This is a genomic window from Effusibacillus dendaii (assembly GCF_015097055.1).
Classification (GTDB): domain Bacteria; phylum Bacillota; class Bacilli; order Tumebacillales; family Effusibacillaceae; genus Effusibacillus; species Effusibacillus dendaii.
Window position 1 is genome coordinate 1115389 of the sequence record NZ_AP023366.1, and the last position, 23593, is coordinate 1138981.

Annotated in this window: 13 protein-coding genes, 34 tRNA genes, 3 rRNA genes and 2 pseudogenes; 3 read left to right on the forward strand and 49 right to left on the reverse strand. The window is 49.7% G+C overall.

Annotated elements, in window-relative coordinates; translation table 11 throughout:
• Nucleotides 1-60 precede the first annotated feature (60 nt).
• A complete protein-coding gene (locus tag skT53_RS05840; RefSeq protein WP_200760217.1) occupies nucleotides 61-1251 on the forward strand; it encodes an aminotransferase-like domain-containing protein in 1191 nt (396 codons plus the stop codon).
• A 133-nt stretch (nucleotides 1252-1384) separates the two neighbouring features.
• Here the strand turns inward: skT53_RS05840 and skT53_RS18445 are convergent.
• From skT53_RS18445 to skT53_RS05885, 10 genes and pseudogenes are all read right to left on the reverse strand, one after another.
• Nucleotides 1385-1714: pseudogene (locus tag skT53_RS18445) on the reverse strand (transposase); the annotation flags it as partial.
• Between the two features lie 33 nt (nucleotides 1715-1747).
• Nucleotides 1748-1973: pseudogene (locus skT53_RS19305) on the reverse strand (IS5/IS1182 family transposase); the annotation flags it as partial.
• A gap of 132 nt (nucleotides 1974-2105) precedes the next feature.
• Nucleotides 2106-2199 (reverse strand) — tRNA-Ser (locus skT53_RS05850).
• A gap of 22 nt (nucleotides 2200-2221) precedes the next feature.
• Nucleotides 2222-2298: transfer RNA gene (locus skT53_RS05855), tRNA-Met, on the reverse strand.
• Between the two features lie 144 nt (nucleotides 2299-2442).
• Nucleotides 2443-3192 (reverse strand): type 1 glutamine amidotransferase, encoded by a 750-nt coding sequence (locus tag skT53_RS05860; protein ID WP_200760218.1) that lies wholly within the window; start codon nucleotides 3190-3192, stop codon nucleotides 2443-2445.
• On the reverse strand, nucleotides 3173-4528 hold the full coding sequence (locus tag skT53_RS05865) for a MurT ligase domain-containing protein (RefSeq protein ID WP_200760219.1): 1356 nt from the start codon (nucleotides 4526-4528) through the stop codon (nucleotides 3173-3175). Before skT53_RS05865 ends, skT53_RS05860 begins: the two co-directional genes overlap by 20 nt.
• A 350-nt stretch (nucleotides 4529-4878) precedes the next feature.
• Nucleotides 4879-6288 carry an LCP family protein gene (locus tag skT53_RS05870; protein ID WP_226375354.1) on the reverse strand — a complete coding sequence of 470 codons (1410 nt, stop codon included), beginning with the start codon at nucleotides 6286-6288 and terminating at the stop codon, nucleotides 4879-4881.
• 113 nt (nucleotides 6289-6401) lie between these two features.
• Nucleotides 6402-6866: a L,D-transpeptidase gene (locus skT53_RS05875; RefSeq protein ID WP_226375355.1), complete on the reverse strand. Its 465-nt coding sequence runs from the start codon at nucleotides 6864-6866 to the stop codon at nucleotides 6402-6404.
• A 52-nt stretch (nucleotides 6867-6918) separates the two neighbouring features.
• Nucleotides 6919-8367, reverse strand: coding sequence for an anthranilate synthase component I family protein (locus skT53_RS05880; protein ID WP_200760220.1), 1449 nt, complete (start codon nucleotides 8365-8367; stop codon nucleotides 6919-6921).
• The gene (locus tag skT53_RS05885) at nucleotides 8364-8945 is read right to left on the reverse strand and encodes an anthranilate synthase component II (RefSeq protein ID WP_200760221.1); all 582 of its coding nucleotides are present in this window, start codon (nucleotides 8943-8945) and stop codon (nucleotides 8364-8366) included. The genes skT53_RS05880 and skT53_RS05885 overlap by 4 nt, the downstream gene beginning before the upstream one ends.
• A gap of 607 nt (nucleotides 8946-9552) precedes the next feature.
• On the opposite strand from skT53_RS05885, the gene skT53_RS05890 reads away from it, so the two are divergent.
• Complete coding sequence (locus skT53_RS05890; protein WP_264176016.1) at nucleotides 9553-9915, forward strand: HD-GYP domain-containing protein; 363 nt, start codon at nucleotides 9553-9555, stop codon at nucleotides 9913-9915.
• Nucleotides 9916-10242: 327 nt separating this feature from the next.
• On the opposite strand, the gene skT53_RS05895 is transcribed toward skT53_RS05890, so the two are convergent.
• The 11 genes from skT53_RS05895 to skT53_RS05945 all read right to left on the reverse strand — a co-directional run bounded on the left by skT53_RS05895 (nucleotide 10243) and on the right by skT53_RS05945 (nucleotide 11283).
• A tRNA-Asp gene (locus skT53_RS05895) sits at nucleotides 10243-10319 on the reverse strand.
• 5 nt (nucleotides 10320-10324) lie between these two features.
• Nucleotides 10325-10400 (reverse strand) — tRNA-Met (locus skT53_RS05900).
• Nucleotides 10401-10473: 73 nt separating this feature from the next.
• Nucleotides 10474-10549: transfer RNA gene (locus tag skT53_RS05905), tRNA-Val, on the reverse strand.
• A gap of 7 nt (nucleotides 10550-10556) precedes the next feature.
• A tRNA-Glu gene (locus tag skT53_RS05910) sits at nucleotides 10557-10633 on the reverse strand.
• Nucleotides 10634-10671: 38 nt separating this feature from the next.
• Nucleotides 10672-10747: transfer RNA gene (locus tag skT53_RS05915), tRNA-Thr, on the reverse strand.
• A 3-nt stretch (nucleotides 10748-10750) separates the two neighbouring features.
• A tRNA-Asn gene (locus skT53_RS05920) sits at nucleotides 10751-10825 on the reverse strand.
• An 8-nt stretch (nucleotides 10826-10833) separates the two neighbouring features.
• Nucleotides 10834-10909, reverse strand: a tRNA-Ala gene (locus skT53_RS05925).
• Nucleotides 10910-10956: 47 nt separating this feature from the next.
• Nucleotides 10957-11033, reverse strand: a tRNA-Arg gene (locus tag skT53_RS05930).
• Between the two features lie 5 nt (nucleotides 11034-11038).
• A tRNA-Leu gene (locus skT53_RS05935) sits at nucleotides 11039-11123 on the reverse strand.
• A 5-nt stretch (nucleotides 11124-11128) separates the two neighbouring features.
• Nucleotides 11129-11203: transfer RNA gene (locus skT53_RS05940), tRNA-Gly, on the reverse strand.
• Nucleotides 11204-11207: 4 nt separating this feature from the next.
• Nucleotides 11208-11283: transfer RNA gene (locus tag skT53_RS05945), tRNA-Lys, on the reverse strand.
• A 221-nt stretch (nucleotides 11284-11504) separates the two neighbouring features.
• Here skT53_RS05945 and skT53_RS05950 point away from each other — a divergent pair.
• Complete coding sequence (locus skT53_RS05950; protein ID WP_200760223.1) at nucleotides 11505-12530, forward strand: SAM-dependent methyltransferase; 1026 nt, start codon at nucleotides 11505-11507, stop codon at nucleotides 12528-12530.
• Between the two features lie 266 nt (nucleotides 12531-12796).
• On the opposite strand, the gene rrf is transcribed toward skT53_RS05950, so the two are convergent.
• From rrf to skT53_RS06090, 28 genes are all read right to left on the reverse strand, one after another.
• A 5S ribosomal RNA gene (gene rrf / locus skT53_RS05955) occupies nucleotides 12797-12911 on the reverse strand.
• Between the two features lie 130 nt (nucleotides 12912-13041).
• Nucleotides 13042-15975 (reverse strand): 23S ribosomal RNA (locus tag skT53_RS05960).
• Nucleotides 15976-16321: 346 nt separating this feature from the next.
• A 16S ribosomal RNA gene (locus tag skT53_RS05965) occupies nucleotides 16322-17870 on the reverse strand.
• The 16S, 23S and 5S rRNA genes sit together here, the layout of an rRNA operon.
• A gap of 658 nt (nucleotides 17871-18528) precedes the next feature.
• Nucleotides 18529-18602, reverse strand: a tRNA-Gly gene (locus skT53_RS05970).
• A 31-nt stretch (nucleotides 18603-18633) separates the two neighbouring features.
• Nucleotides 18634-18724: transfer RNA gene (locus skT53_RS05975), tRNA-Ser, on the reverse strand.
• Between the two features lie 6 nt (nucleotides 18725-18730).
• Nucleotides 18731-18807, reverse strand: a tRNA-Pro gene (locus tag skT53_RS05980).
• Between the two features lie 7 nt (nucleotides 18808-18814).
• Nucleotides 18815-18901 (reverse strand) — tRNA-Leu (locus skT53_RS05985).
• A 9-nt stretch (nucleotides 18902-18910) separates the two neighbouring features.
• A tRNA-Leu gene (locus skT53_RS05990) sits at nucleotides 18911-18997 on the reverse strand.
• Between the two features lie 3 nt (nucleotides 18998-19000).
• Nucleotides 19001-19075, reverse strand: a tRNA-Gln gene (locus skT53_RS05995).
• 6 nt (nucleotides 19076-19081) lie between these two features.
• Nucleotides 19082-19158, reverse strand: a tRNA-Met gene (locus skT53_RS06000).
• A gap of 11 nt (nucleotides 19159-19169) precedes the next feature.
• A tRNA-Tyr gene (locus tag skT53_RS06005) sits at nucleotides 19170-19254 on the reverse strand.
• A 2-nt stretch (nucleotides 19255-19256) separates the two neighbouring features.
• Nucleotides 19257-19332: transfer RNA gene (locus skT53_RS06010), tRNA-Thr, on the reverse strand.
• A 6-nt stretch (nucleotides 19333-19338) separates the two neighbouring features.
• A tRNA-Phe gene (locus tag skT53_RS06015) sits at nucleotides 19339-19414 on the reverse strand.
• Nucleotides 19415-19436: 22 nt separating this feature from the next.
• Nucleotides 19437-19513 (reverse strand) — tRNA-Asp (locus skT53_RS06020).
• Between the two features lie 5 nt (nucleotides 19514-19518).
• Nucleotides 19519-19594: transfer RNA gene (locus skT53_RS06025), tRNA-Met, on the reverse strand.
• A gap of 73 nt (nucleotides 19595-19667) precedes the next feature.
• Nucleotides 19668-19743: transfer RNA gene (locus tag skT53_RS06030), tRNA-Val, on the reverse strand.
• 7 nt (nucleotides 19744-19750) lie between these two features.
• A tRNA-Glu gene (locus tag skT53_RS06035) sits at nucleotides 19751-19827 on the reverse strand.
• 38 nt (nucleotides 19828-19865) lie between these two features.
• A tRNA-Thr gene (locus tag skT53_RS06040) sits at nucleotides 19866-19941 on the reverse strand.
• Between the two features lie 3 nt (nucleotides 19942-19944).
• Nucleotides 19945-20019: transfer RNA gene (locus skT53_RS06045), tRNA-Asn, on the reverse strand.
• Between the two features lie 8 nt (nucleotides 20020-20027).
• Nucleotides 20028-20103 (reverse strand) — tRNA-Ala (locus skT53_RS06050).
• Nucleotides 20104-20150: 47 nt separating this feature from the next.
• Nucleotides 20151-20227: transfer RNA gene (locus skT53_RS06055), tRNA-Arg, on the reverse strand.
• 5 nt (nucleotides 20228-20232) lie between these two features.
• A tRNA-Leu gene (locus tag skT53_RS06060) sits at nucleotides 20233-20317 on the reverse strand.
• 5 nt (nucleotides 20318-20322) lie between these two features.
• Nucleotides 20323-20397 (reverse strand) — tRNA-Gly (locus skT53_RS06065).
• A 4-nt stretch (nucleotides 20398-20401) separates the two neighbouring features.
• Nucleotides 20402-20477, reverse strand: a tRNA-Lys gene (locus skT53_RS06070).
• Between the two features lie 315 nt (nucleotides 20478-20792).
• Nucleotides 20793-21341, reverse strand: a complete 549-nt coding sequence (locus skT53_RS06075) for a C40 family peptidase (protein ID WP_200760224.1) — start codon at nucleotides 21339-21341, stop codon at nucleotides 20793-20795.
• A gap of 100 nt (nucleotides 21342-21441) precedes the next feature.
• Nucleotides 21442-21690 carry a hypothetical protein gene (locus skT53_RS06080; RefSeq protein ID WP_200760225.1) on the reverse strand — a complete coding sequence of 83 codons (249 nt, stop codon included), beginning with the start codon at nucleotides 21688-21690 and terminating at the stop codon, nucleotides 21442-21444.
• Between the two features lie 76 nt (nucleotides 21691-21766).
• The gene (locus skT53_RS06085) at nucleotides 21767-22885 is read right to left on the reverse strand and encodes a Nif3-like dinuclear metal center hexameric protein (protein ID WP_200760226.1); all 1119 of its coding nucleotides are present in this window, start codon (nucleotides 22883-22885) and stop codon (nucleotides 21767-21769) included.
• Nucleotides 22876-23568 carry a tRNA (adenine(22)-N(1))-methyltransferase gene (locus skT53_RS06090; protein WP_200760227.1) on the reverse strand — a complete coding sequence of 231 codons (693 nt, stop codon included), beginning with the start codon at nucleotides 23566-23568 and terminating at the stop codon, nucleotides 22876-22878. Before skT53_RS06090 ends, skT53_RS06085 begins: the two co-directional genes overlap by 10 nt.
• Nucleotides 23569-23593 lie beyond the last annotated feature (25 nt).

The following is a 23593-nucleotide window of genomic DNA, read 5'->3' on the forward strand; positions in this document are numbered from 1 at the left end:
TTACATATTAAAATTTTCGTAATACAATTGCGAAATATGAGTCTCTAAGGAGTGTTTCCCATGGAGTATCAGCTTACCGCAACAGCGAAGCATGTGCAACCTTCCGCTGTGCGGGAAATTCTAAAATTGACACAAGGCAAATCGGTTATCTCATTTGCCGGCGGACTCCCTGCAGAAGAACTGTTCCCTGTATCCGCCTTGCAAAATGCGTTTGAAAAAGTGTTTCGGCAAGGACCGCAAGCACTGCAGTACAGCATAACGGAAGGATACACACCGCTGCGCGAGAAAATATGCGAACGCATGAAAACAAAAGGGATCGTCGCCAAACCGGAGGACATGCTCCTGACAACCGGTTCCCAACAGGCAATCGATCTGCTTACTCGTGTATACATGGAGCCGGGAGATGTACTTCTGGTCGAAGATCCGACCTATCTGGCCGCCCTGCAGGTATTCCGTTACCAAAACGTTCAAGTGGTCGCCGTGGAAAGCGATGCAGAGGGTATGGTTCCTCAAGATTTACTCGCGAAATTGGATCAATATCCTGTCAAGATGGTCTATGTGACGCCTACTTTCTCAAACCCGGAAGGAAAGGTTTGGAGTGTCGAACGGCGCCAGCAGTTGTTAGACGCTTGTCGCAGCCGCAATATTTTGATACTGGAAGACGATCCGTACGGTGACATTCAATTTCACCCGGAAAAAAAATATCCGTCTATTTACTCTTTGGAAGATCCCTCCAATAGAGGAACCGTCGTTTATACCAGCACATTTTCCAAAACCGTTGTACCCGCACTGCGTACCGGCTGGGTGGTGGGGGCGCCTGAAGTGATTAAAGCAATGACCTACGCCAAGCAAGCTGCCGACTTGCATTCCAGTTCGCTTGATCAGCAAGCGCTCTATCAATTGCTGCTGGATTTCGATTTGAATTTACATATCGAACAAATCAGGAAGCATTATTTTAAAAGAATGCGATTGATGACCCAATTGTTGGCCGAACAGCAATGGGATGACATCCGCTGGAACCAACCGGAGGGCGGTATGTTTCTGTGGGTGGAGTTTCCGGCCAACTGGAACACGGAGGAACTGCTGCGATTGGCGGTACAGGAAGGCGTTGCTTTTGTACCCGGCACCGAATTCTTCGTTAACTCTCCCAAGAAAAATAAACTTCGGATGAATTACACACACTCGAACGAAGAGCAGTTGAGCACCGGCGTGAACCGCTTGGCGCGGGCCGTGGAAAAATTTCGGGCTTGAGAATTAAACCGTACAAAAAAGAGGCTGTCCCAAAAGGTCGGTAAAAACGGATTTCTTGGGAGCAGCCTTTTTCTTTTCTCTTAATTCGTTGGATAAAAATGGGGTTAAGTAGATGTTATGAAGGTTTTTGACTCTATTCTTTACACTTTTTGAGTTTCTTTTGGGTATGTCCTTCCCATTTTTTCAGATTATGGGCAATGCAAATAAGACCCCAATCCGTGGTGTTTTTGGATAGGCCTCTTAGGGAAAAACGGTCAAACCCGCGATTGTATTTGATTTGGTCAAAGACAGGTTCCACGTCTATCTTTCTTTGCTTGTATTTTTCATATTGGAACGTGAGTCGTTTTTGGTTGGCACAAATCCACTCATCTAGCTCCTCGTCATAGGTCATGTTTTCCACACGACCGACCTGTTCCTTCCATGCCTCCGTCTGTTCCTTGTCAACGGCCTCGATAGACATGAAATAAATATTTTCGCCCAGTTGTTTAGCAATTTAGCGAGAAAAGTAGATTCGGTTGGCATAGGCGTAAAGAATAACTTTTAACATCATTTTAGTAACATCATTTTAGGATGAAAAGAAGGCGGCCCCCACCGGGAAAGAGTTGGTTCAGGATATTGGGGTCCATCTTTTCCACAGCGGTATGGACAATGCGGCTAAGATGTTGGTTGGGAATGAGGATTTCACGATCCATTGGATGATCCATGTTATACTGAACATACATAAGAAAACCGTTCCTTTCTTTGGTTAGTTGGTTGTGGTGACTAAATTATACCAAAGAGAACGGTTTTCTTGTTATTTTTTCCAAAAAAGAGGGTGTCCCTAAGCCAGGCTTTCGGGACACCCTCTTTTTTACTGGCGGAGTGAGAGGGATTCGAACCCTCGATACGGGTTATCCCCGTATACTCGCTTAGCAGGCGAGCGCCTTCGACCTACTCGGCCATCACTCCGTAATGAACAAGCAAGAAAATCTGGTGGCTCGAGAGGGAATCGAACCCCCGACCTACGGGTTATGAATCCGTCGCTCTCACCAACTGAGCTACCGAGCCTGGCCTTACTTCTACTCTGTCTGTTCGCCTAACACATATCGTTAGCAGCGACAAGTGTTAGTCTATCATGCTCGGTACCGATTCGCAATCTGAAAACCGGCCAATTTTGAAACAAAATCCTTTCTGGCTTGTCAAAACCTTAGTTTATCTGCGGCTCACTCCGCTATATTGTTGGACAATATGTGTGTGTGCGGCCATCTCCCAAGTGTCATCCAGAAGCGGTAGAACGGGCTTATCCGTGCGGCGTGCCAACGCCAATTGCAACAGATGATCCGCAAAGAACGGATTTTTCGATAAAATCGGCCCGTGCAGATAGGTTCCGAAAACGCTGCCTTTCGCTGCCCCTTCCTTGCCGTCCCCGCCATTATTGCCCTGCCCCGCCACCACGGATGCCAAGGCAGGCGTAGAATCGCCCAAATACGTTCTGCCTGAATGGTTCTCGTATCCTACAAGAGTGTGCACTTTGCCGACCAGTTCCGTTTCACAGACCGAATTGCCAACCAAACGTTTCGATCCGCCTATCGTGTACAGATCCAATAACCCGACCCCTTCAATCTTTTTCCCGCCAATCGTCTCAAAATAATGTCCAAGCAACTGATAACTCCCGCAAATTGTAAAAACCACTGTGCCAGACGCCACCGCCTGAAAAAGAGACTCTCTTTTCCGCAGAAGATCTTCCGCCACCAACAGCTGCTCCCTGTCCTCTCCGCCGCCCGAAAAAAGCAAATCATAGTCGGATAGATCCCTCTGATCACCAATCGTTATACGGTCAACCTGACACTCGATTCCTCTCCATTCAGACCGTTTTTGCAGGACTGTGACATTCCCACGGTCGCTGTAAACCTCTAACAAGTCGGGATACAAATAACCGATTTTAAGCTTCAACCGACTCACGTCCCTTTCTCAGAAGATGATCCCGCACCGCGTAGAGCGACGTGTAGGTGGACATAATGAACAACGTATGATCTTCCGGCAACTGCTCCAATGCCCGATCAACCGCTTCCAAGTCGCCTTCCTGGACCGTGGTGAGGGCTTCCAGTCCGGCATATTTGCAGCGTACTGCCATATCGTAGGCGCGTGTTCCCGCTGTTACAATCCGCCTCAGTTTTTTCTGCTCGGAAAGCCGCTCCAGATGAGTGTCCCAAATCCACGACACATCTGTACCGTCTGCATATCGGTCATTCAATATCAAAATCAAATCCAGCGGTTTACTGAATTGGCTGACCACTTTCAGGACCTGGTTGCAGCCGGTCGGATTTTTCACGAGTGCCAACATCACCTGCTGATGGCCGTTGACCACGATTTTTTCCATCCGGCCGAGACCGGTGTTCAGATTTTGCATTTCCTGGCGAATCACGTTTGGCTTTACACCCAGCAGTTTCGCCGCCGTTATCGCAGCCAGCGCGTTATATACATTGTAAAACGCCGGCGAATTTAAAACACCGCGTTCCCCATCCAACTGGAATTCAATCCGGTCATCACAGAGCTGCACGTGCTCGGCCGCCTGATCGGGAATCGGTCGGCGAAAGTCGCAACCTGGACACTCGTAAACGCCCAGTTGTCCATAATGATAGTACCTGTACTGAAGCGAGGAACCACATTTTCTGCAAAATTTGCCGTCGCGCACTTCCCCTTGATCATCCATTTGCATGGTGATGGACTGAATGCCAAAATAGCGGACGTTCTTTCCTGCCGGTGCGATGGAAGCTACCAACGGATCATCCGCGTTTAAAACAACTGTGGTGTCTCCTGCCGCAAGCTGCAGCGCTTGTCCAACCATATTTACGACCGTATCCACTTCCCCATACCGATCCATCTGATCACGAAAAAAGTTCGTTACCACAATCACGGTCGGCTTTAAAGGCCCCACCACTTTCCCGATCGTTGCCTCATCCACCTCTAACACGACAGACTGTTTTTTTTGCAATGAAACGCCCTCGATTAAAGCAGCCACAATTCCCTGTATCAGGTTGGCCCCTAATGAATTGGAAATCACATCACGTCCGTCTGCCCGTAAAAAAGCGGTCAACAGATTGCTGGTCGTTGTCTTTCCATTCGTTCCGGTTACAAACGCAATGCGACCAGACAGTTGATTCCCGTAAAAATCAAGCAAATTGGGACAAATACGGAGCGCAATGGCTCCTGGAAGTGTCGTTCCTTTGCGGCCCATGATAGATAATCCCCATTTTGTAATCTTTGCTGCCAATATGGCCGTCCGAACTTTCCACATCTAAACAAGGGCCTCCTTATAGAAAACACAATCGAACTCATCTCGCAAAATTCCTATAAGTTATGATAGCCTGTCCGCGTGCTTCCCGCAATAAAGAAAACTTGGCTTCGCCAAGCTTAAGCGCAGGCGAAGCCAAGTTGTCTAACGCATGGATGCGCTGATGCCGACGTTGCGACGACCATGGACGGTCTAGTGTCGACGATGCAACATGGACGTTGCGTTTTCGTCGACCGACACGGATGTCGCGCTTTTAGTCGGCCTTCCTCTATATCGCACGCTTCAAAGTTATACTTTCCTATAGTGTAAAAAAGAGTCTCACGAGAGACTCCTGGAAAATGTGCATTTGTTTCTTACGAAGTAGGTTTCACCACATTCGGACTTGTTAAGACAGGCTCTTTCTCAGTCAGATTGGAAGATGGAGACACTGTCGGTGGTTCTGGCGTTCTGCGCTCTCCACTTGGCGTAGTACCGCTGCCTGGCGTAGACCCGTTCGGTGTGGTTCTTCCATCGTTGCCCGTCGTTCCCCCTGTGCTGCCGGGTGGGGTTTTACCCCCTGTATTCGGAGAAGTTCCTGGTGCTTTATCTGTGGATCCGTTACCAGTAGAGGGCTGCTTCGTGGTTCCTGTTCCAGTCGAAGAGCCGTTCTTTGATGGGTCTGTTTTGTTTCCTTCCGCAATCGGTTTCGTGTTTTTCAACTTTCCATCCTGGTTATTGGCGTCACTGGCCGGAGTGGCCGTCTGTACAGGCGCGGCTTCATCGACCATCGGCTCCTGATCGGCCGGGTTGCGCACAACAAGTTTGCCGTCATTTAACGTTTTATGCACCAATAACCGCGTTTCATAAACATCAGGGATAATTACATCTGCACCGCCACGAGTCGTTTCGAACAGCGCCAATTTTGTATTCGTAGAATCATGCAGCGGCGGCAACTGGATCGAATCAATCTGGGATGCATTGATGCTGTAAGCCAAGCTGCCAAGTTTTAGCATGTCGCTTAACATCATGTTCGTTTTGATGTCGCCCTTAATCGAATCTAGGATTTCCGGCAATTTTACCAATGAATTCGTGCTTTCCATTTTCGATGCGACTGCTTTCAAAAGTGTACGTTGCCGTTCCGTTCTTCCATAATCCGATTGTGCGTCGTGCCGGAACCGGACATACATTAACGCTTTTTTGCCGTCCAAATGCTGTTGCCCTTTTTTCAGATTGATGTCATGAATCCCATCATCGTACCAATACATGTCTTCATCCACATAAAGGTCGACTCCGCCTAATTCATCTACAATGTCCGCAAATCCATTAAAATCGGTCTGCACGTAATAATGGACCGGCAACTGCAAATAATTCGAAACTGTTTTGACAGCCAAGTCAGGACCGCCCAACGCATTGGCTTCGTTAATTTTACGACGCCCGTAGCCCGGTATATCAAAATAGGTATCCCGCATAATCGAAAACAAGGAAGCTTTTTTGGTTTGCGGATCTATACTCACAAGCATCATCGTATCGGAACGGGGGTGCAGATCTCCTGCACGCGCATCCACACCAAGCAAAAGTATGTTTACCCGTTCGGTTCCCGTCCAACTGTCAGTCGCCGCCAATTTGTCGCTTGGCGTTGAAATATCCCGTGCGAAACTGTAGAACGAGTACGCGTAATAACCGGCTCCTGCCAACACCATCACCATAAAGAAAAGCACTGTATACAACAGTCCGCGCATTGTGCGCGACCGCTTTTTCGTCCTTGTTTGTTTTCTCTTTTCCATTCGTAAACCATCCTTATATCGAAAAGTCCATATTAAGTCTATTTTACTCTAGTTTAGATTATAACATATTGGATGGTTGTGAGTTGACTTTCATGATCGTGAGTTTCAACATTTTATGAACGAATGATGACCCACGTACCAAGTTGAACATGTTGATACAACCAGTTTACATCCTCATTTTTCATTCGGATGCATCCTTCAGAACGGTCTTTTCCGATCGATGTCGGGTCATTCGTGCCGTGTATCCCGTATTTGGATCCGTCCGTATCTCCCACTTGCAGGCCAATCCATCTGGAACCAAGCGGATTTTTCGGATCCCCTCCAGGTATGTTTTTTTTCAGATACCACGGTTGTTTGACAAGCATAACAACAGGAAACATGCCTTCCGGTGTCTCGCTTCCCGTTTTCCCCGTGGCTATTGAAAAAGTTCGAACCGGAATGGAAAACGTGTAATATGTCAAACGGTGTTGCGATTTATCGATTACAATCTGCGAATTCCACGGCCATACGCCTGTCGTTGCCCCTAGCACCAAACACCCGATTAATATAGGAGAAAAAAGGGAAGCTGTCCGCTTCACGAAGAATCACCTCGCGAGCTTAGCTTCCCACAATGAATAGAGTGGCATACAATCAGGAAAAAACGGTCGTCCGTAAAGCGCCTAGCTTATGGTTGCATTCGTTCCACTCGTTTTCCGGTATGGAATCAGCTACAATACCAGCACCGGCCTGCATATAGGAGACGCCGTCCTTATGGATGATCGTGCGAATTACAATCGCCGTATTCATATTTCCCAAAAAATCGATAAACCCAATCACGCCGCCGTATATACCTCGTGTGAGAGTCTCCAGCTCATCGATGATTTCCATTGCCCGCACTTTCGGGGCTCCCGAAAGCGTACCCGCCGGAAAGGTGGACAGAAATACGTCAAACGGAGATACATCCGGCTCCACTTTTCCCTCTACCGTAGAAACGATATGAAATACATGGGAATACTCTTCCACCGACATAAACTTTTTAACCTGTACCGAACCGGCTTCACAAACCCGCCCCAGGTCGTTCCGGCAGAGATCGACTAACATCAAGTGCTCCGCCTTCTCTTTCTCATCATTTAATAAATTATCAATCAACACTTGGTTCTCGCTGTCCGTTTTTCCTTTTCCCTTTGTCGTACCGGCAATCGGTCTCATTTGGGCGATGCCGTTTTCGAGCAGAATCTGCAATTCCGGACTCGCGCCAAATACCCGAAAATCGCTGTAATCCACATAAAACATATAAGGAGAAGGGTTGACTTCTTTTAATCGTTGGTAGACCAACAGCGGATTAATCTCTCCCACGACCCGGTCCCGTTTGGACAGGACGACCTGGAAGATGTCCCCTTCGCGGATGTACTCTTTTGCCTTTCGCACCCGTTCTATATAATCCAGTTGATTGACATCCTCTTCCACAACCAGCTTTGCAGGATCAAACGGTTGTAAAGCAGGCGGTTTTTCTGCTGACAAAAACGATTCGATCTCCGCAAAATCCGGCGTATCGACTCCCTCAATTTCGTTTATAATCACACGAATCTGACCTGACTCAAAATGTAAAATCACTTGATGGATCTGCAGCAGGATATCAGGCAGTTCCCTGTCATCGTGCGTGGTGTGAGGAATTTGCTCGAAATAGCGGATCGCGTCATAGGCAAAATATCCGATAAAGCCAAACGAATACGGCTTTAGCTGATTGCTGTTCATCAGTTCAAAACTGTTCCGGATCGTATCCAAAACTGGCGGCAACGGACCTTCAAACTCTGGCAGCATATATCCGTTTGCCTGCAAATTTTCGGTGATTTTGGGCGTTAATGCGGAATTCCCTTCCAACACAAGGTGATGGCCTTTTAATTTACAGGTAATCACTGGAAACAGGCCGATCATTGAGGCACAGTAGCGACTTTTCAGGTCGGTGACAGAATCAAGCAGAAACGCGCAGGTGGAACCGTATTTGGCATGCAGCTTCTGGAATACGTCAAATGCTTCTGTTGTTCGGGGATAAATTTTCTCATATGAACAAACACGGATTTGGCTGTTTATCGTTTTCATGCGATGACCCTCTCACGTTGTTCCAAAAAGTTTGCAATCAGTTGTTTGCCGCTTTCCGTAAGGATACTCTCCGGGTGAAATTGCACGCCCGTCACCGCGTATTCGCGATGCCTGATACCCATGATCTCGCCGTCTTCCGATCTTGCCGTCACTTCCAAACAATTCGGCATACTTTCCGGCTGGATCACCAGCGAATGATAGCGAGTGGCCCGAAACGGATTTGGCAATCCAGCAAAAACGCCTTCTCCATTATGGTGAATGAGCGATGTTTTCCCATGCATCATTTGTTTTGCTTTTACAATCTTTCCCCCAAATACCTGACCGATCGATTGATGCCCTAAACAGACGCCCAAAACTGGCACTTTCCCTGCAAAAAATTGGATCGCTTCCATAGAAATTCCTGCTTCATTCGGAGTGCAAGGTCCTGGGGATACAATCAAATGAGTGATTGGCAGTTCAGCAAGTTGCTGTAACGTCACCGTATCATTGCGGAATGTTTTCACTTCCTGCCCTAACTCCCTGACATACTGTACCAGGTTGTACGTAAATGAATCATAGTTGTCAATCATCGCGATCATGTTTCTCGACTCCTCTCATCTCTGCTGAATTAAAACAAACAGAAAAGACCAGCCTCAAAAGAAACCGGTCTTGGATCAACAAGATCATGCTTTCTCTCGGCTCTGCTCCACTCTTATGTTCTCAACTGGGCTAAAGAATACACTCGGCTCTCTATTTACAGTACTGAAATCAGACCGTTTTGTCAATCCGAACCCATCTTTGATTTTCTTCTCTATGTATTTTAGTTGTAATGTAAATGAGCCTTAACTAAAGGAGAGATTTTATCATGTAGCTTCACCTGTCGGATTTGCAACCTGGAGATGTACTGCTTTCCGATGTATTCAATGATCGTGGCATATTTTTGCTAAAAAAAGGGTGTGTGTTGACCGATACGGACATTCTCCATTTAGAAAACAATTCGATCGTGGCCGTATCCGTTTCCCGCCCCGAGCAATCTCCCGGTACAGAATACAATATAATATTTGAACATGCGACAACCGCGATAAAATCGATATTCGAGCAGGTGTCTGAACAAGACAACCTCCCGATGCAGAATGTGGAGTCCCTGGCTTTTCCACTTGTCAGCTATTTATATAATGCCCCCTCCATCCTGTACATCTGTCCAAGCTGCGTTCGAAAGATCGATATACATATGAACATTCGATTCATGTCGGAATGATTTCCGGACTAATCGGTAAATGGATGAAACTTTCGATGGCGGAAACAACCGATCTTGTTATCAGCGGATTTTTGCATGATATTGGCAAGGCGAAAGTGCCAACAGACATTTTGAACAAACCGGAACGTTTAACCGCAGAAGAAATGGCCGTAATGAGGAAACACACGGTCTATGGATATGAGCTGGTCCAAAAAACAGCTGACGTTTCGGATCGGATTTATCGAGACAATCTAACCCCTTTTGAAGCAATGGAAATTATTTCTCAACAGCAATTCGGTTCCCTGGATACCTCCATTAGTGAAATCTTCTGAAGAACATGACCGGTCTTTTAATTGGCACCGAAGTCAAGTTATCGGATGGAACAACCGGGACAGTAGCCTGGGTTTCTCCTGCATCCCCGAATTGCCCTACAATTCAAGTCAGTAACCGCTTCATCAATTTACGCGAAGAGCAGGATCTAGTGATTGTAGAGTTAGTGTGAAACAAGTGCGAGCGTCGCTCCAACGAACCCGTGATGTCAAAGAAAGAAGCATACTCATCGTGGGCCGACGGCCATGGAAGGCCTAGTGTCGGCACCGTCGCAGGACGTGACGTTTGGTGCCGACGCACCCATCAGCGATGATATGCTTCTTTAGTAATGGCGGAGCTGACGGGATTCGAACCCGCGGTCTCCCGCGTGACAGGCGGGCATGTTAGGCCACTACACCACAGCTCCTTATTTGGTTGCGGGGACAGGACTTGAACCTGCGACCTTCGGGTTATGAGCCCGACGAGCTACCAACTGCTCCACCCCGCGACAACAGGATGTCGGAGTGCCGACGTTGTGACATGGATGTCACAGCTTTTAGCCGGCCTTCCTTAATCCTTTATGGTGGAGGCTGACGGGATCGAACCGCCGACCCTCTGCTTGTAAGGCAGATGCTCTCCCAGCTGAGCTAAGCCTCCATTCTCCTGGTGACGCGTACGGGATTCGAACCCGTGAATGCCGCCTTGAAAGGGCGGTGAGTTAAGCCACTTCTCCAACGCGCCATCCTCACTGACTTCTCTTCCCTTTGATGAGACAATTCTGGAGCTTCCAACCAGAATCGAACTGGTGACCTCATCCTTACCATGGATGCGCTCTACCGACTGAGCTATGGAAGCACTTGGCTCCTCGAGTAGGGCTCGAACCTACGACCCTCCGGTTAACAGCCGGATGCTCTACCACTGAGCTATCGAGGAATCTCATCTGGTGGAGATAAGCGGATTCGAACCGCTGACCCCCTGCTTGCAAGGCAGGTGCTCTACCAACTGAGCTATATCCCCAAACTTCCCTTTACTTCACAAATCTAAACCTCAATTTGCTTTTCATATGGCGTGCCCTGAGAGATTCGAACTCCCGACCTTTTGATTCGTAGTCAAACGCTCTATCCAGCTGAGCTAAGGGCACAGTTATGGTGCGACCGAGTGGACTTGAACCACCACGGGATTACCCCACACGCCCCTCAAACGTGCGCGTCTGCCATTCCGCCACGGTCGCATATATGGAGCGGAAGACGGGGATCGAACCCGCGGCCCTCGCCTTGGCAAGGCGATGCTCTACCGCTGAGCTACTTCCGCATTTTGGTGAGCCATGATGGACTCGAACCATCGACACCCTGATTAAAAGTCAGGTGCTCTACCGACTGAGCTAATGGCTCAGAGGACGACTTTTTAAAAGTAACACAGTTGTGAATCTAATGTCAATCCGTTATGATCAGAACAGGTCTTATAATATCACGTTTGGCTCGATTGCTCAATGATAAAATACAATCAAAACTAAACAAAAAGCTGTATCAACATTTAATACATTTGAATTCCTCTGCGAATCGTCCATGCCCTGCTCTTACTATCCATACACAAAGAAAGGTGTTGTTTCACGATGCAGGAAATCATTGCAACCAGTTCCCCCGGTTATGAAGTATACGCATTTGATGAATTAAAAAAAATCGATTCCACGCTGACCGGACGAAACGGGCTGCAACCTGGAGTTTTTCTAATCAAGAGTAACCTCCCTTTTTCATTGTTCAGTGAAACGATTCAGCGCAGTAAGCCGATTTTTACTCGGCATATTCAACCCGTCGACCTGCAGATTGACATTGATCGGAGCAAAGATGACTTTTTAAAACTCATCCAAGCAGTAAAGGATCAAATGAACCGAATTCCCCCAACATCCAAAGTTGCCGTGCAAGTTCGCCGTCATCCTGGTGTTAATTACGGGTATACTAAGTATGGGATGAAGGAAGCGCTCGATCCTATTTTAACGGAAAATGGGTATTCTCCTTCCATTCAGCAACCGGATTTTGTAATTTCCATTCTTATGGGAGAACACATTGCATATTTTGGCATCTCACAGGCACAGGAAAATTTGTCCGACTGGCCCGGCGGTGCCATTCGTTTTCAAAGACAGGAAAACCAACTGTCCCGTTCCCGTTTCAAATTGGAAGAGGCCTGCTTAACGTTTGGCATTCCCATCCACACTTTTAAAAACGCTCTGGATCTTGGGGCTTCACCAGGAGGTTGGACCAGTTTTCTACTTGATCAAGGATTACATGTAACAGCGGTTGATACAAGTCTGTTGGACAGCAGTTTGATGGACCATCCCCACTTGACCTTTGTCCGTGAAAATGCGTCAGATACCGATTTTCCAGCCAACTCATTTGATATATTGACGTGTGACATGAGTTGGTCTCCCCAAAACACGGCAAAAATTCTTGTTAAGCTGGAACCCTCACTGCAAAAAAACGGCATCGTCATTCTGACCATCAAGTTGCTGCAGAAAAAAATACGAAAAACCATTCAGGAAGTGCTTAAACTTCTACAGCCAGCGTACGAAACGCTGCAGGTAAAGCAGCTTTTTCACAATCGGGATGAAGTAACGGCCTATCTAAAATCAAGGAAAACATAAAAAAGGAAACGAGTACAAGCCCCGTTTCCTTTATCTATCTCATTTTTTTCAACGGGATGAGTTTACGCAATCTTTCATCTCTCAGCCAAATTCCTCCCCAAGCCAAAACTCGCTTCTCTATCGTGGGATACCCGAATCATTGTATGCTGGCGTGACCTGTTCAACGGGGTCTTTTAGGATAAAGACACGGTGCATTTTCTTGCGCTATTTATGGAATCTAAGTTGCAAGAAAAAACACCTAAATCAATAGATTTAGGTGTTTTTTCGCCTAGCAACGACCTACTCTCCCAGGGCTTATGCCCAAGTACCATCGGCGCTGGAGAGCTTAACTTCCGTGTTCGGGATGGGTACGGGTGGGTCCTCTCCGCTATTGTCACTAGACTCGCAGGGATGCAAGTCGCTCGACGTTGTGACAGGATGTCACAGTTCCTGGTCGAACTTCCTCTTTCTTTATTCAGGGTTGCTCCCTGAAAACTAGATGCGAATATGAGTGGCGCATGGGAATCCATGATGGATTAAGCCCTCGATCGATTAGTACTGGTCAGCTCCATGCCTCACGGCACTTCCACACCCAGCCTATCTACCCTGTCTTCTTCAGGGGATCTTACCATGTTCTCCATGTGGGAAGTCTGATCTTGAGGGGGGCTTCGCGCTTAGATGCTTTCAGCGCTTATCCCGTCCCGACTTGGCTACTCAGCGTTGCAGTTGGCACCACAACTGAGACACCAGCGGTCGGTTCATCCCGGTCCTCTCGTACTAAGGACAACTCCTCTCAAACTTCCTGCGCCCGCGGCAGATAGGGACCGAACTGTCTCACGACGTTCTGAACCCAGCTCGCGTACCGCTTTAATGGGCGAACAGCCCAACCCTTGGGACCTACTTCAGCCCCAGGATGCGATGAGCCGACATCGAGGTGCCAAACCTCCCCGTCGATGTGGACTCTTGGGGGAGATAAGCCTGTTATCCCCGGGGTAGCTTTTATCCGTTGAGCGACGGCCCTTCCACTCGGCACCGCCGGATCACTAAGCCCGACTTTCGTCCCTGCTCGAGTTGTCCCTCTCGCAGTCAAGCTCCCTTTTGCCTTTGCACTCAAAGCGCGATTTCCATCCGCGCTGAGGGAACCCTTGGGCGCCTCCGTTACTCTTTAGGAGGCGACCGCCCCAGTCAAACTGCCCACCTGACACTGTCCTCTCACCTGCTTCAAGGTGACGAGTTAGAAGATCAATACCTCAAGGGTGGTATCCCAACGTCGACTCCACCTAGGCTGGCGCCCAAGCTTCGATGTCTCCCACCTATCCTGTACATGATGTACCCATCTCCCATATCAAGCTACAGTCAAGCTCCACGGGGTCTTTCCGTCTTGCCGCGGGTAACCTGCATCTTCACAGGTATTACAATTTCACCGGGTCTCTCGTTGAGACAGCGCCCAAGTCGTTACGCCATTCGTGCGGGTCAGAACTTACCTGACAAGGAATTTCGCTACCTTAGGACCGTTATAGTTACGGCCGCCGTTTACTGGGGCTTCGGTTCAAAGCTTCACACCTTTCGGCATTAACCCTTCCCCTTAACCTTCCAGCACCGGGCAGGCGTCAGCCCCTATACGTCGCCTTTCGGCTTAGCAGAGACCTGTGTTTTTGCTAAACAGTCGCTTGGGCCTTTTCACTGCGGCTCCCTCAGGCTTTGACACCCTACCGGAGCGCCCCTTCTCCCGAAGTTACGGGGCCATTTTGCCGAGTTCCTTAACGAGAGTTCTCCCGCGCACCTGAGGATTCTCTCCTCGCCTACCTGTGTCGGTTTGCGGTACGGGCACCGGCTCACTCACTAGAGGCTTTTCTTGGCAGTGTGAAATCAGGGACTTCGGTACTTCCGTTTCCCTCGGCATCACAGCTCAGTCTCACGAGGAGCGGATTTGCCTACTCCTCCTCCTCACTGCTTACACGGCCATCTCCAGCAGGCCGCTCTCCCTATCCTCCTGCGTCACCCCTTCGCTCAAACGCGAGCGCGGTGGTACTGGAATTTCCACCAGTTGTCCGTCGCCTACGCCTTTCGGCCTCAGCTTAGGTCCCGACTAACCCTGGGCGGACGAGCCTTCCCCAGGAACCCTTAGGCTTTCGGTGGACAAGATTCTCACTTGTCTTTTCGCTACTTATACCGGCATTCTCACTTCTATGCCCTCCACCAGTCCTTCCGGTCTGACTTCCACGAGCATAGAACGCTCCCCTACCACGACATTGTCATCCATAGCTTCGGTGTCCGGTTTGAGCCCCGTTACATTTTCCGCGCAGCGTCACTCGACCAGTGAGCTATTACGCACTCTTTAAATGGTGGCTGCTTCTAAGCCAACATCCTGGTTGTCTGTGCACCGCCACATCGTTTCCCACTTAACCGGTACTTCGGGACCTTAGCTGATGGTCTGGGCTGTTTCCCTCTTGACCACGGATCTTAGCACTCGTAGTCTGACTGCCGAAAATAAGTCAACGGCATTCGGAGTTTGACTGAGTTCGGTAACCCGCGAAGGCCCCTAGCCCAATCAGTGCTCTACCTCCATGACTCTTACTTCGACGCTAGCCCTAAAGCTATTTCGGGGAGAACCAGCTATCTCCGAGTTCGATTGGAATTTCACCCCTACCCCCAGCTCATCCCCGCACTTTTCAACGTGCGTGGGTTCGGACCTCCAGTAAGTGTTACCTCACCTTCATCCTGTCCAGGGGTAGATCACTCGGTTTCGGGTCTGCGACTCCAAACTTTCGCCCTCTTCAGACGCGCTTTCGCTGCGGCTCCGCATTCTCTGCTTAACCTCGCCTGCAATCGCAACTCGCCGGTTCATTCTACAAAAGGCACGCCGTCAGACTTTAACGTCCTCCGACTGATTGTAGGCACACGGTTTCAGGTTCTTTTTCACTCCCCTCCCGGGGTGCTTTTCACCTTTCCCTCACGGTACTGGTTCACTATCGGTCGCCAGGTTGTATTTAGCCTTAGGAGGTGGTCCTCCCGGATTCCCACGGGATTCCTCGTGTCCCGCGGTACTTGGGGTCCGTCTCGGAGATGGATCTGTTTCAGATACGGGACTCTCACCCTCTGCGGTGGGCTTTTCCAAACCGCTTCTCCTACACATCCATTTTGTAACTCCTCATGAGACGCCCCGCAACCCCAACCTGCAAGCAGGTTGGTTTGGGCTTCTCCGCGTTCGCTCGCCGCTACTGACGGAATCACTGTTGTTTTCTTTTCCTCAGGGTACTTAGATGTTTCAGTTCCCCTGGTCTGCCTCCTCGCTGCCTATGGATTCAGCAGCGGGTACTGGACCATTACGTCCAGTGGGTTCCCCCATTCGGATATCCCCGGATCTCAGCCTGCGTACGGCTCCCCGAGGCGTTTCGGCGTTCGCTCCGTCCTTCTTCGGCACCTGGCGCCTAGGCATCCTCCGTGTGCCCTTTGTAGCTTAATCATCTACATCGGTTTTACTCGGTATCCCAGCTAATTGTGAATTGTATACTCGCTCCCCAATCTCTTTGGGTCCCCGCCAAAGTATTCGGTGTTGCTCCAACGCTTCACTTCACTTTGGTGGGTAGATGAGTTACCTCGCAATTTTTCGTTTCTCATATTCGCTATCCAGTTTTCAAAGAACAAAATTCAACGGAAGATGTTGATATCACGGTGGCATGTGCGACCGCAACCCTCAAATCTTTCCACCTGAAGAAACTCTTCCTTCTCTCGAAGGCTGTCGTTCCTTCAAAACCAAATCGTGTAGGGAAACCTGTGTGTTCGTGCTTGTGCTCTTTCGAGCTCCTTAGAAAGGAGGTGATCCAGCCGCACCTTCCGATACGGCTACCTTGTTACGACTTCACCCCAATCATCGATCCCACCTTCGGCGGCTGGCTCCCTTTCAGGTTCCCTCACCGACTTCGGGTGTTACCAACTCTCGTGGTGTGACGGGCGGTGTGTACAAGGCCCGGGAACGTATTCACCGCGGCATGCTGATCCGCGATTACTAGCAATTCCGGCTTCATGCAGGCGAGTTGCAGCCTGCAATCCGAACTACGAACGGTTTTCAGGGTTTCGCTCCAGATCACTCCTTCGCTTCCCGTTGTTCCGCCCATTGTAGCACGTGTGTAGCCCAGGACATAAGGGGCATGATGATTTGACGTCATCCCCGCCTTCCTCCGGTTTGTCACCGGCAGTCACCTGTGAGTGCCCAACTCAATGCTGGCAACACAGATCAAGGGTTGCGCTCGTTGCGGGACTTAACCCAACATCTCACGACACGAGCTGACGACAACCATGCACCACCTGTCTCCGCTGCCCCGAAGGGAAGGTCTATCTCTAAACCGGTCAGCGGGATGTCAAGCCCTGGTAAGGTTCTTCGCGTTGCTTCGAATTAAACCACATGCTCCACTGCTTGTGCGGGCCCCCGTCAATTCCTTTGAGTTTCAGTCTTGCGACCGTACTCCCCAGGCGGAGTGCTTACTGTGTTGACTTCGGCACTGATGGGTGGACCCCACCAACACCTAGCACTCATCGTTTACGGCGTGGACTACCAGGGTATCTAATCCTGTTTGCTCCCCACGCTTTCGCGCCTCAGCGTCAGTTATCGGCCAGCAAGGCGCCTTCGCCACTGGTGTTCCTCCACATCTCTACGCATTTCACCGCTACACGTGGAATTCCCCTTGCCTCTCCGATCCTCAAGCCATCCAGTATCCAGGGCCATCCCGGGGTTGAGCCCCGGGCTTTCACCCCAGACTTAAATGGCCGCCTGCGCGCGCTTTACGCCCAGTAATTCCGGACAACGCTTGCCACCTACGTATTACCGCGGCTGCTGGCACGTAGTTAGCCGTGGCTTCCTCCTTGGGTACCGTCACGCCATGAGCATTCCCTCTCTCAGCCATTCGTCCCCAAAGACAGAGTTTTACAACCCGAAGGCCTTCTTCACTCACGCGGCGTTGCTCCATCAGGCTTGCGCCCATTGTGGAAGATTCCCTACTGCTGCCTCCCGTAGGAGTCTGGGCCGTGTCTCAGTCCCAGTGTGGCCGTTCACCCTCTCAGGTCGGCTACGCATCGTCGCCTTGGTGAGCCGTTACCCCACCAACTAGCTAATGCGCCGCGGGCCCATCTGTCAGTGATGCCGTAGCACCTTTTACAACCCTTAGATGCCTAAAGGCTGATTATCCGGTATTAGCACCCGTTTCCAGGCGTTATCCCAGTCTGTCAGGCAGGTTACCCACGTGTTACTCACCCGTCCGCCGCTGGCTTCCAGAGAGCAAGCTCTCTTTCCGCCCGCGCGACTTGCATGTATTAGGCACGCCGCCAGCGTTCGTCCTGAGCCAGGATCAAACTCTCAATGAACAGTTAGTGCTTCAGCACTTACTGTGAATGGATCCCGTTCCACAGGAATCGGGATTTCATTAGATATACTCCGCGTTGCCAACAGGACGTTGGCGCTCTTAGCGGAGCCACCTCTGTGAATGGATCCCGTTCCATAGGAATCGGGATTCCCTTAAGAATCAATCTGGCTCCCTACACGATTCAGTTTTCAAAGAACGACTGCCACCTTTGGTGGCTTAGCGGTGCTTGTGACCTTTGGGTGCTTGTGCCCCTCGGGTACAAAGAACGACTCGTTGTGCTTCCCAAAAGCAGCGACAAACATGATCTTAACAGATTCAAACGCCCAAAACAAGTGGAAGTTTTTATCTTTTTTCGTGCCGCTCTCTCGCGGCGACATGGATTATAATATCACGTACTTGATTTTCTCTCAAACAGGTTTGCAAAACAAACCTAAACAAAATAAGAAACAATTCAAGGATGAAATATAATAATCTCTTCTATTCTTCACATATCTTTATTTTTTGTAAAAACATCATTCACAATGCGATATAAAACGATCAAATCTGTTTTGTACTGTGGTCACTACAAAATTAAGCCTACTCGACAGCTCAGAAGATCCTGAAGAAATTCTGAAAAAGAAAAAAACGAGAGATCCGTATAAGGTCTCCCGTTTTATCTATGGAGCGGGTGATGGGAATCGAACCCACGCTACCAGCTTGGAAGGCTGGAGTTCTACCATTGAACTACACCCGCAACAATAAGTTACATTGTTGAAAATAATATATGGCGGAGAGAGTGGGATTCGAACCCACGAGACGCTGTTAACGCCTACACGATTTCCAATCGTGCTCCTTCGACCCCTCGGACACCTCTCCAATACCTGGTCGGAATGCAGGGATTCGAACCCTGGACCTCACGCTCCCGAAGCGTGCGCGCTACCAAACTGCGCTACATTCCGAAACATATGGTGCCGGCGAAGGGACTTGAACCCCCACTCCCTTGCGGGAAACGGATTTTGAGTCCGTCGCGTCTGCCAATTCCGCCACGCCGGCATATAAAACTGGTGCGGTCGAGAGGACTTGAACCTCCACGAGCTTACGCCCACAAGAACCTGAATCTTGCGCGTCTGCCAATTCCGCCACGACCGCACGTGGCTGGGGAGGTAGGGATCGAACCTACGCATGACGGAGTCAAAGTCCGTTGCCTTACCACTTGGCTACTCCCCAATTTTCTGGTGGCTCGAGAGGGAATCGAACCCCCGACCTACGGGTTATGAATCCGTCGCTCTCACCAACTGAGCTACCGAGCCAGAAACAAACATGGTGGAGGGAGAAGGATTCGAACCTTCGAAGGCGTAGCCAACGGATTTACAGTCCGCCCCGTTTGACCGCTTCGGTATCCCTCCGATGGAGCCACCTGCCGGAATCGAACCGGCGACCTCATCATTACGAGTGATGCGCACTACCGACTGTGCTAAGGTGGCATTAAATGGTGGCTCGGGACGGAATCGAACCGCCGACACGAGGATTTTCAGTCCTCTGCTCTACCAACTGAGCTACCGAGCCATGCCTGTTGTTTGACAAAAAATGGCGGAGCTGACGGGATTCGAACCCGCGGTCTCCCGCGTGACAGGCGGGCATGTTAGGCCACTACACCACAGCTCCTTATTTGGTTGCGGGGACAGGACTTGAACCTGCGACCTTCGGGTTATGAGCCCGACGAGCTACCAACTGCTCCACCCCGCGACAACAGGATGTCGGAGTGCCGACGTTGTGACATGGATGTCACAACTTTTAGCCGGCCTTCCTTAATCCTTTATGGTGGAGGCTGACGGGATCGAACCGCCGACCCTCTGCTTGTAAGGCAGATGCTCTCCCAGCTGAGCTAAGCCTCCATTCTCCTGGTGACGCGTACGGGATTCGAACCCGTGAATGCCGCCTTGAAAGGGCGGTGAGTTAAGCCACTTCTCCAACGCGCCATCCTCACTGACTTCTCTTCCCTTTGATGAGACAATTCTGGAGCTTCCAACCAGAATCGAACTGGTGACCTCATCCTTACCATGGATGCGCTCTACCGACTGAGCTATGGAAGCATTTGGCTCCTCGAGTAGGGCTCGAACCTACGACCCTCCGGTTAACAGCCGGATGCTCTACCACTGAGCTATCGAGGAATCTCATCTGGTGGAGATAAGCGGATTCGAACCGCTGACCCCCTGCTTGCAAGGCAGGTGCTCTACCAACTGAGCTATATCCCCAAACTTCCCTTTACTTCACAAATCTAAACCTCAATTTGCTTTTTATATGGCGTGCCCTGAGAGATTCGAACTCCCGACCTTTTGATTCGTAGTCAAACGCTCTATCCAGCTGAGCTAAGGGCACAGTTATGGTGCGACCGAGTGGACTTGAACCACCACGGGATTACCCCACACGCCCCTCAAACGTGCGCGTCTGCCATTCCGCCACGGTCGCATATATGGAGCGGAAGACGGGGATCGAACCCGCGGCCCTCGCCTTGGCAAGGCGATGCTCTACCGCTGAGCTACTTCCGCATTTTGGTGAGCCATGATGGACTCGAACCATCGACACCCTGATTAAAAGTCAGGTGCTCTACCGACTGAGCTAATGGCTCAAAATTTACAAACCGACAAGTGCTATCATACCAAAAAACTAAAGCAAACTCAAGATGTATTTTTTGGTTTTCCGCGTTGCATTCCTCTTTTATCATTTTGGTCAGCCAATCTCGCTGGCGACAAGTGTTATCTTATCATCTTCAATTCCCGAATTCAATCATAATAGTTCAACAAAACCCAACAAAACCTTTCTTAAACTGCAAACAATGCTCGCAATTTCCCGCACGCTCTTTTTTTCGCCGCCATGAAACAAAAAAAAATCTTGCCCACTGGGCAAGACGGTAAAAACTGAATGAAAAATGAAATTTTGCGAATCATATGGATGAAACCAAACGGGTAACAAATAAAATATGCTGCCGAACATCCGCACCCATACGCACCATAGACACAGTTTGATGGTTGCCGCTGGCATGAATCAAAACTTGCGGCGATAACGCAATCGCAACGTGTGTGGGTCCGCGATTGCCTGACTGCCCTAAAAACACCAGATCACCCGGCTGAATTTTTCCTATATCGTTGATTCGACGACCAAACACGGTCTGTTGCTGAACCGAGTGAGCAGGTATCCATATGCCGTTTTCCCGGTAAATTTCTTGAACGAACCCGGCGCAATAATACGTGTGAGGATGTTCAAACTGTATAGAGGAAAAAGTTGATTTGTCGGTGATATGCTGATTTGCAATTCGCACAAAATTCTCTTGAAAAACACGTTTATCCTTAACCAGAATTTCTTCCTTAGGAACCGCCGTAACGAGGATTTGCTTTCTTTCATCGGTTGCAGCCGTTTCGGCGTCAACAGGGGTAATTCCGACAACAACGAACAGGAGCAATAACAAGGTAAGTAGCTTCCAAGGTCGTTTCACCGTACGCCCCCCCATGCGACATATTCGATTTTTGCTGCTTGATTACAGAATTCCCTGCTGCGTCGATACGTATAAGAGGGAGTTTTTGCTCCTGATACCACTACGGATGCATCGTATACTTTCTGCCTTTATAGATCGGACGAATTCGTTTTGACTGACAAAATTGGCATTCATAAACGATTTTGGTACTCCCCCCGTCTTCGCCCGAGGTATAAAGCACCTTCTGCATAATCCTCCCGCAATCCGGACATTTGGAGATTGTCAACATGGAATATGCCACATGATACAGGTACGTTCCACTTAAAATAGCGATGAGTGCACAGACAGCAACGATGACCCATTCAATCACAATGAAACACCCCCATACAATATATGGAGGTGTCCGGCAAAATAGACTGTCCAAGCAAAAACGAGCTGACGGCAGACTACAAAAAATCAAACGGTTCCGTACGAACGTTTGATGCAAGCGCTTTAATTGGCAAACCGAGATCCATTGCCTTCTCGTTCAAAAAATCGGCCACTACAGGCGCGATCCACTTCTCCATTCCGTTGTGTCCCGGATCAAGTAAAGCCAGCCCTCGAAAAAGCGCATCCTGCGCCTCATGATATTTGAGGTCTGCCGTTACCAACACATCTGCCCCATGCGCCAATGCCGCGTCAATCCATCCTGCTCCAGATCCCCCCAGCACAGCCACCTTCCGCACCGTTCGCTTCCGATCCCCGACAATCCGCAGTCCTGCAATATCCAACCGCTGCTTAACGAGGACAGCAAACTCTTCCAGTGTACAATCCACAGGCAACAACCCGACACGACCGATTCCGGAAGGCTTCCCCATAATCTCCAACGGATACAGATCATACGCTACTTCCTCATAAGGGTGGGCTGCCAGCATGGCACGGATCACCGATTCCTGCCGATCTTCCGGCAGCACCGTTTCCAACCGCACTTCTTCCACTCTTTCCAGGCGTCCTGGTTCCCCGGTATAAGGGTTCGTTGATTCACCCGGCAGAAAAGTCCCCATACCCGGTGTGTTAAACGTACAATGGCTGTAGTTTCCGATGTATCCGGCCCCGGCTTCACAAACGGCTTGCAACACGGCCTCATGGTGAGTTTGCGGCACAAATACCACCAGCTTTTTCAGCCGCTGGTTTTGCAGACGATCCAAAATCTGCACATCCTGCAACTCAAACAGGCGGGCCAGCACATCGTTTACGCCGCCTTCCGCAATATCCAGATTGGTATGGGCCGCATAGACAGAGATGTCATACGTCAACAACTTCGCAATCAGTCGGCCCTGATAAGAATCGGTCAGCAGTTTCTTAATCGGAGAATAGATAAGGGCATGGTGCGAAACAATCATTTGCGCGCCCACAGCAATCGCTTCATCCACCACTTCCTCCGTCACATCAAGCGTTGTCAAAATCCGGCTGACAGGCGCTTGGCTTCTTCCCACTTGCAAACCGATCCGGTCTCCCTGCATAGCCAATCCAGGCGACACCCATGTTTCCAAAATTCGAATGATATCGGCCACCGTTACTTGCACTGCCGCATCACCTCCTCGATTCGCTTTCTTCTTTCCAAAAACGCTTCTTTCTTCTGAATGGCAGTCTCACCTTTTCCATACTGCAGATTTTCCAAGGCGCGGTCTATTTTGTCCAATTCGTTCTGCAGTTTTTGTCCGAATAACGGATCGTTCTGCAAAAGCTGCAAACTGCCGATTTCGTACCACAACGGGTCATCATACTGTTCTGCGCCCGGTTCGGCCACCACGATTTCATACAAAATCCCATCATCTGCCACAAGTTCTTCCGCTGCAATTTTCCACCCGTGCTGGTGCAGCCAGTGCCGCAGCCGATCACTGTCTGCCATCGGCTGCAAAACTAACCGCTGCACACCCGCTAATTTTTCTTCTCCCGCGCTTAAAATCTCGACGATGGTGCCGCCGCCCATGCCGCATACGGTGATCAGATTTACCTCATTTTTATGTAGAACCTGCAGACCGTTTCCTTTGCGAACCTCAATTCGTTCTGCGAAACCATATTCCTGGACAGTGCGTTTTGCCGACTCAAACGGTCCCTGGTTCAATTCGCCCGCCACCGCCCGGATGACCCGATTTGCCTCAACCAAAAAAACAGGCAGATACGCGTGGTCGCTTCCAATATCTGCCATAACAGAGCCGTCCGGCACCCAATCGGCCACTTTTTGCAATCGTCCCGAAAGTTTCACTATCATCACCCTCACCATTATACCA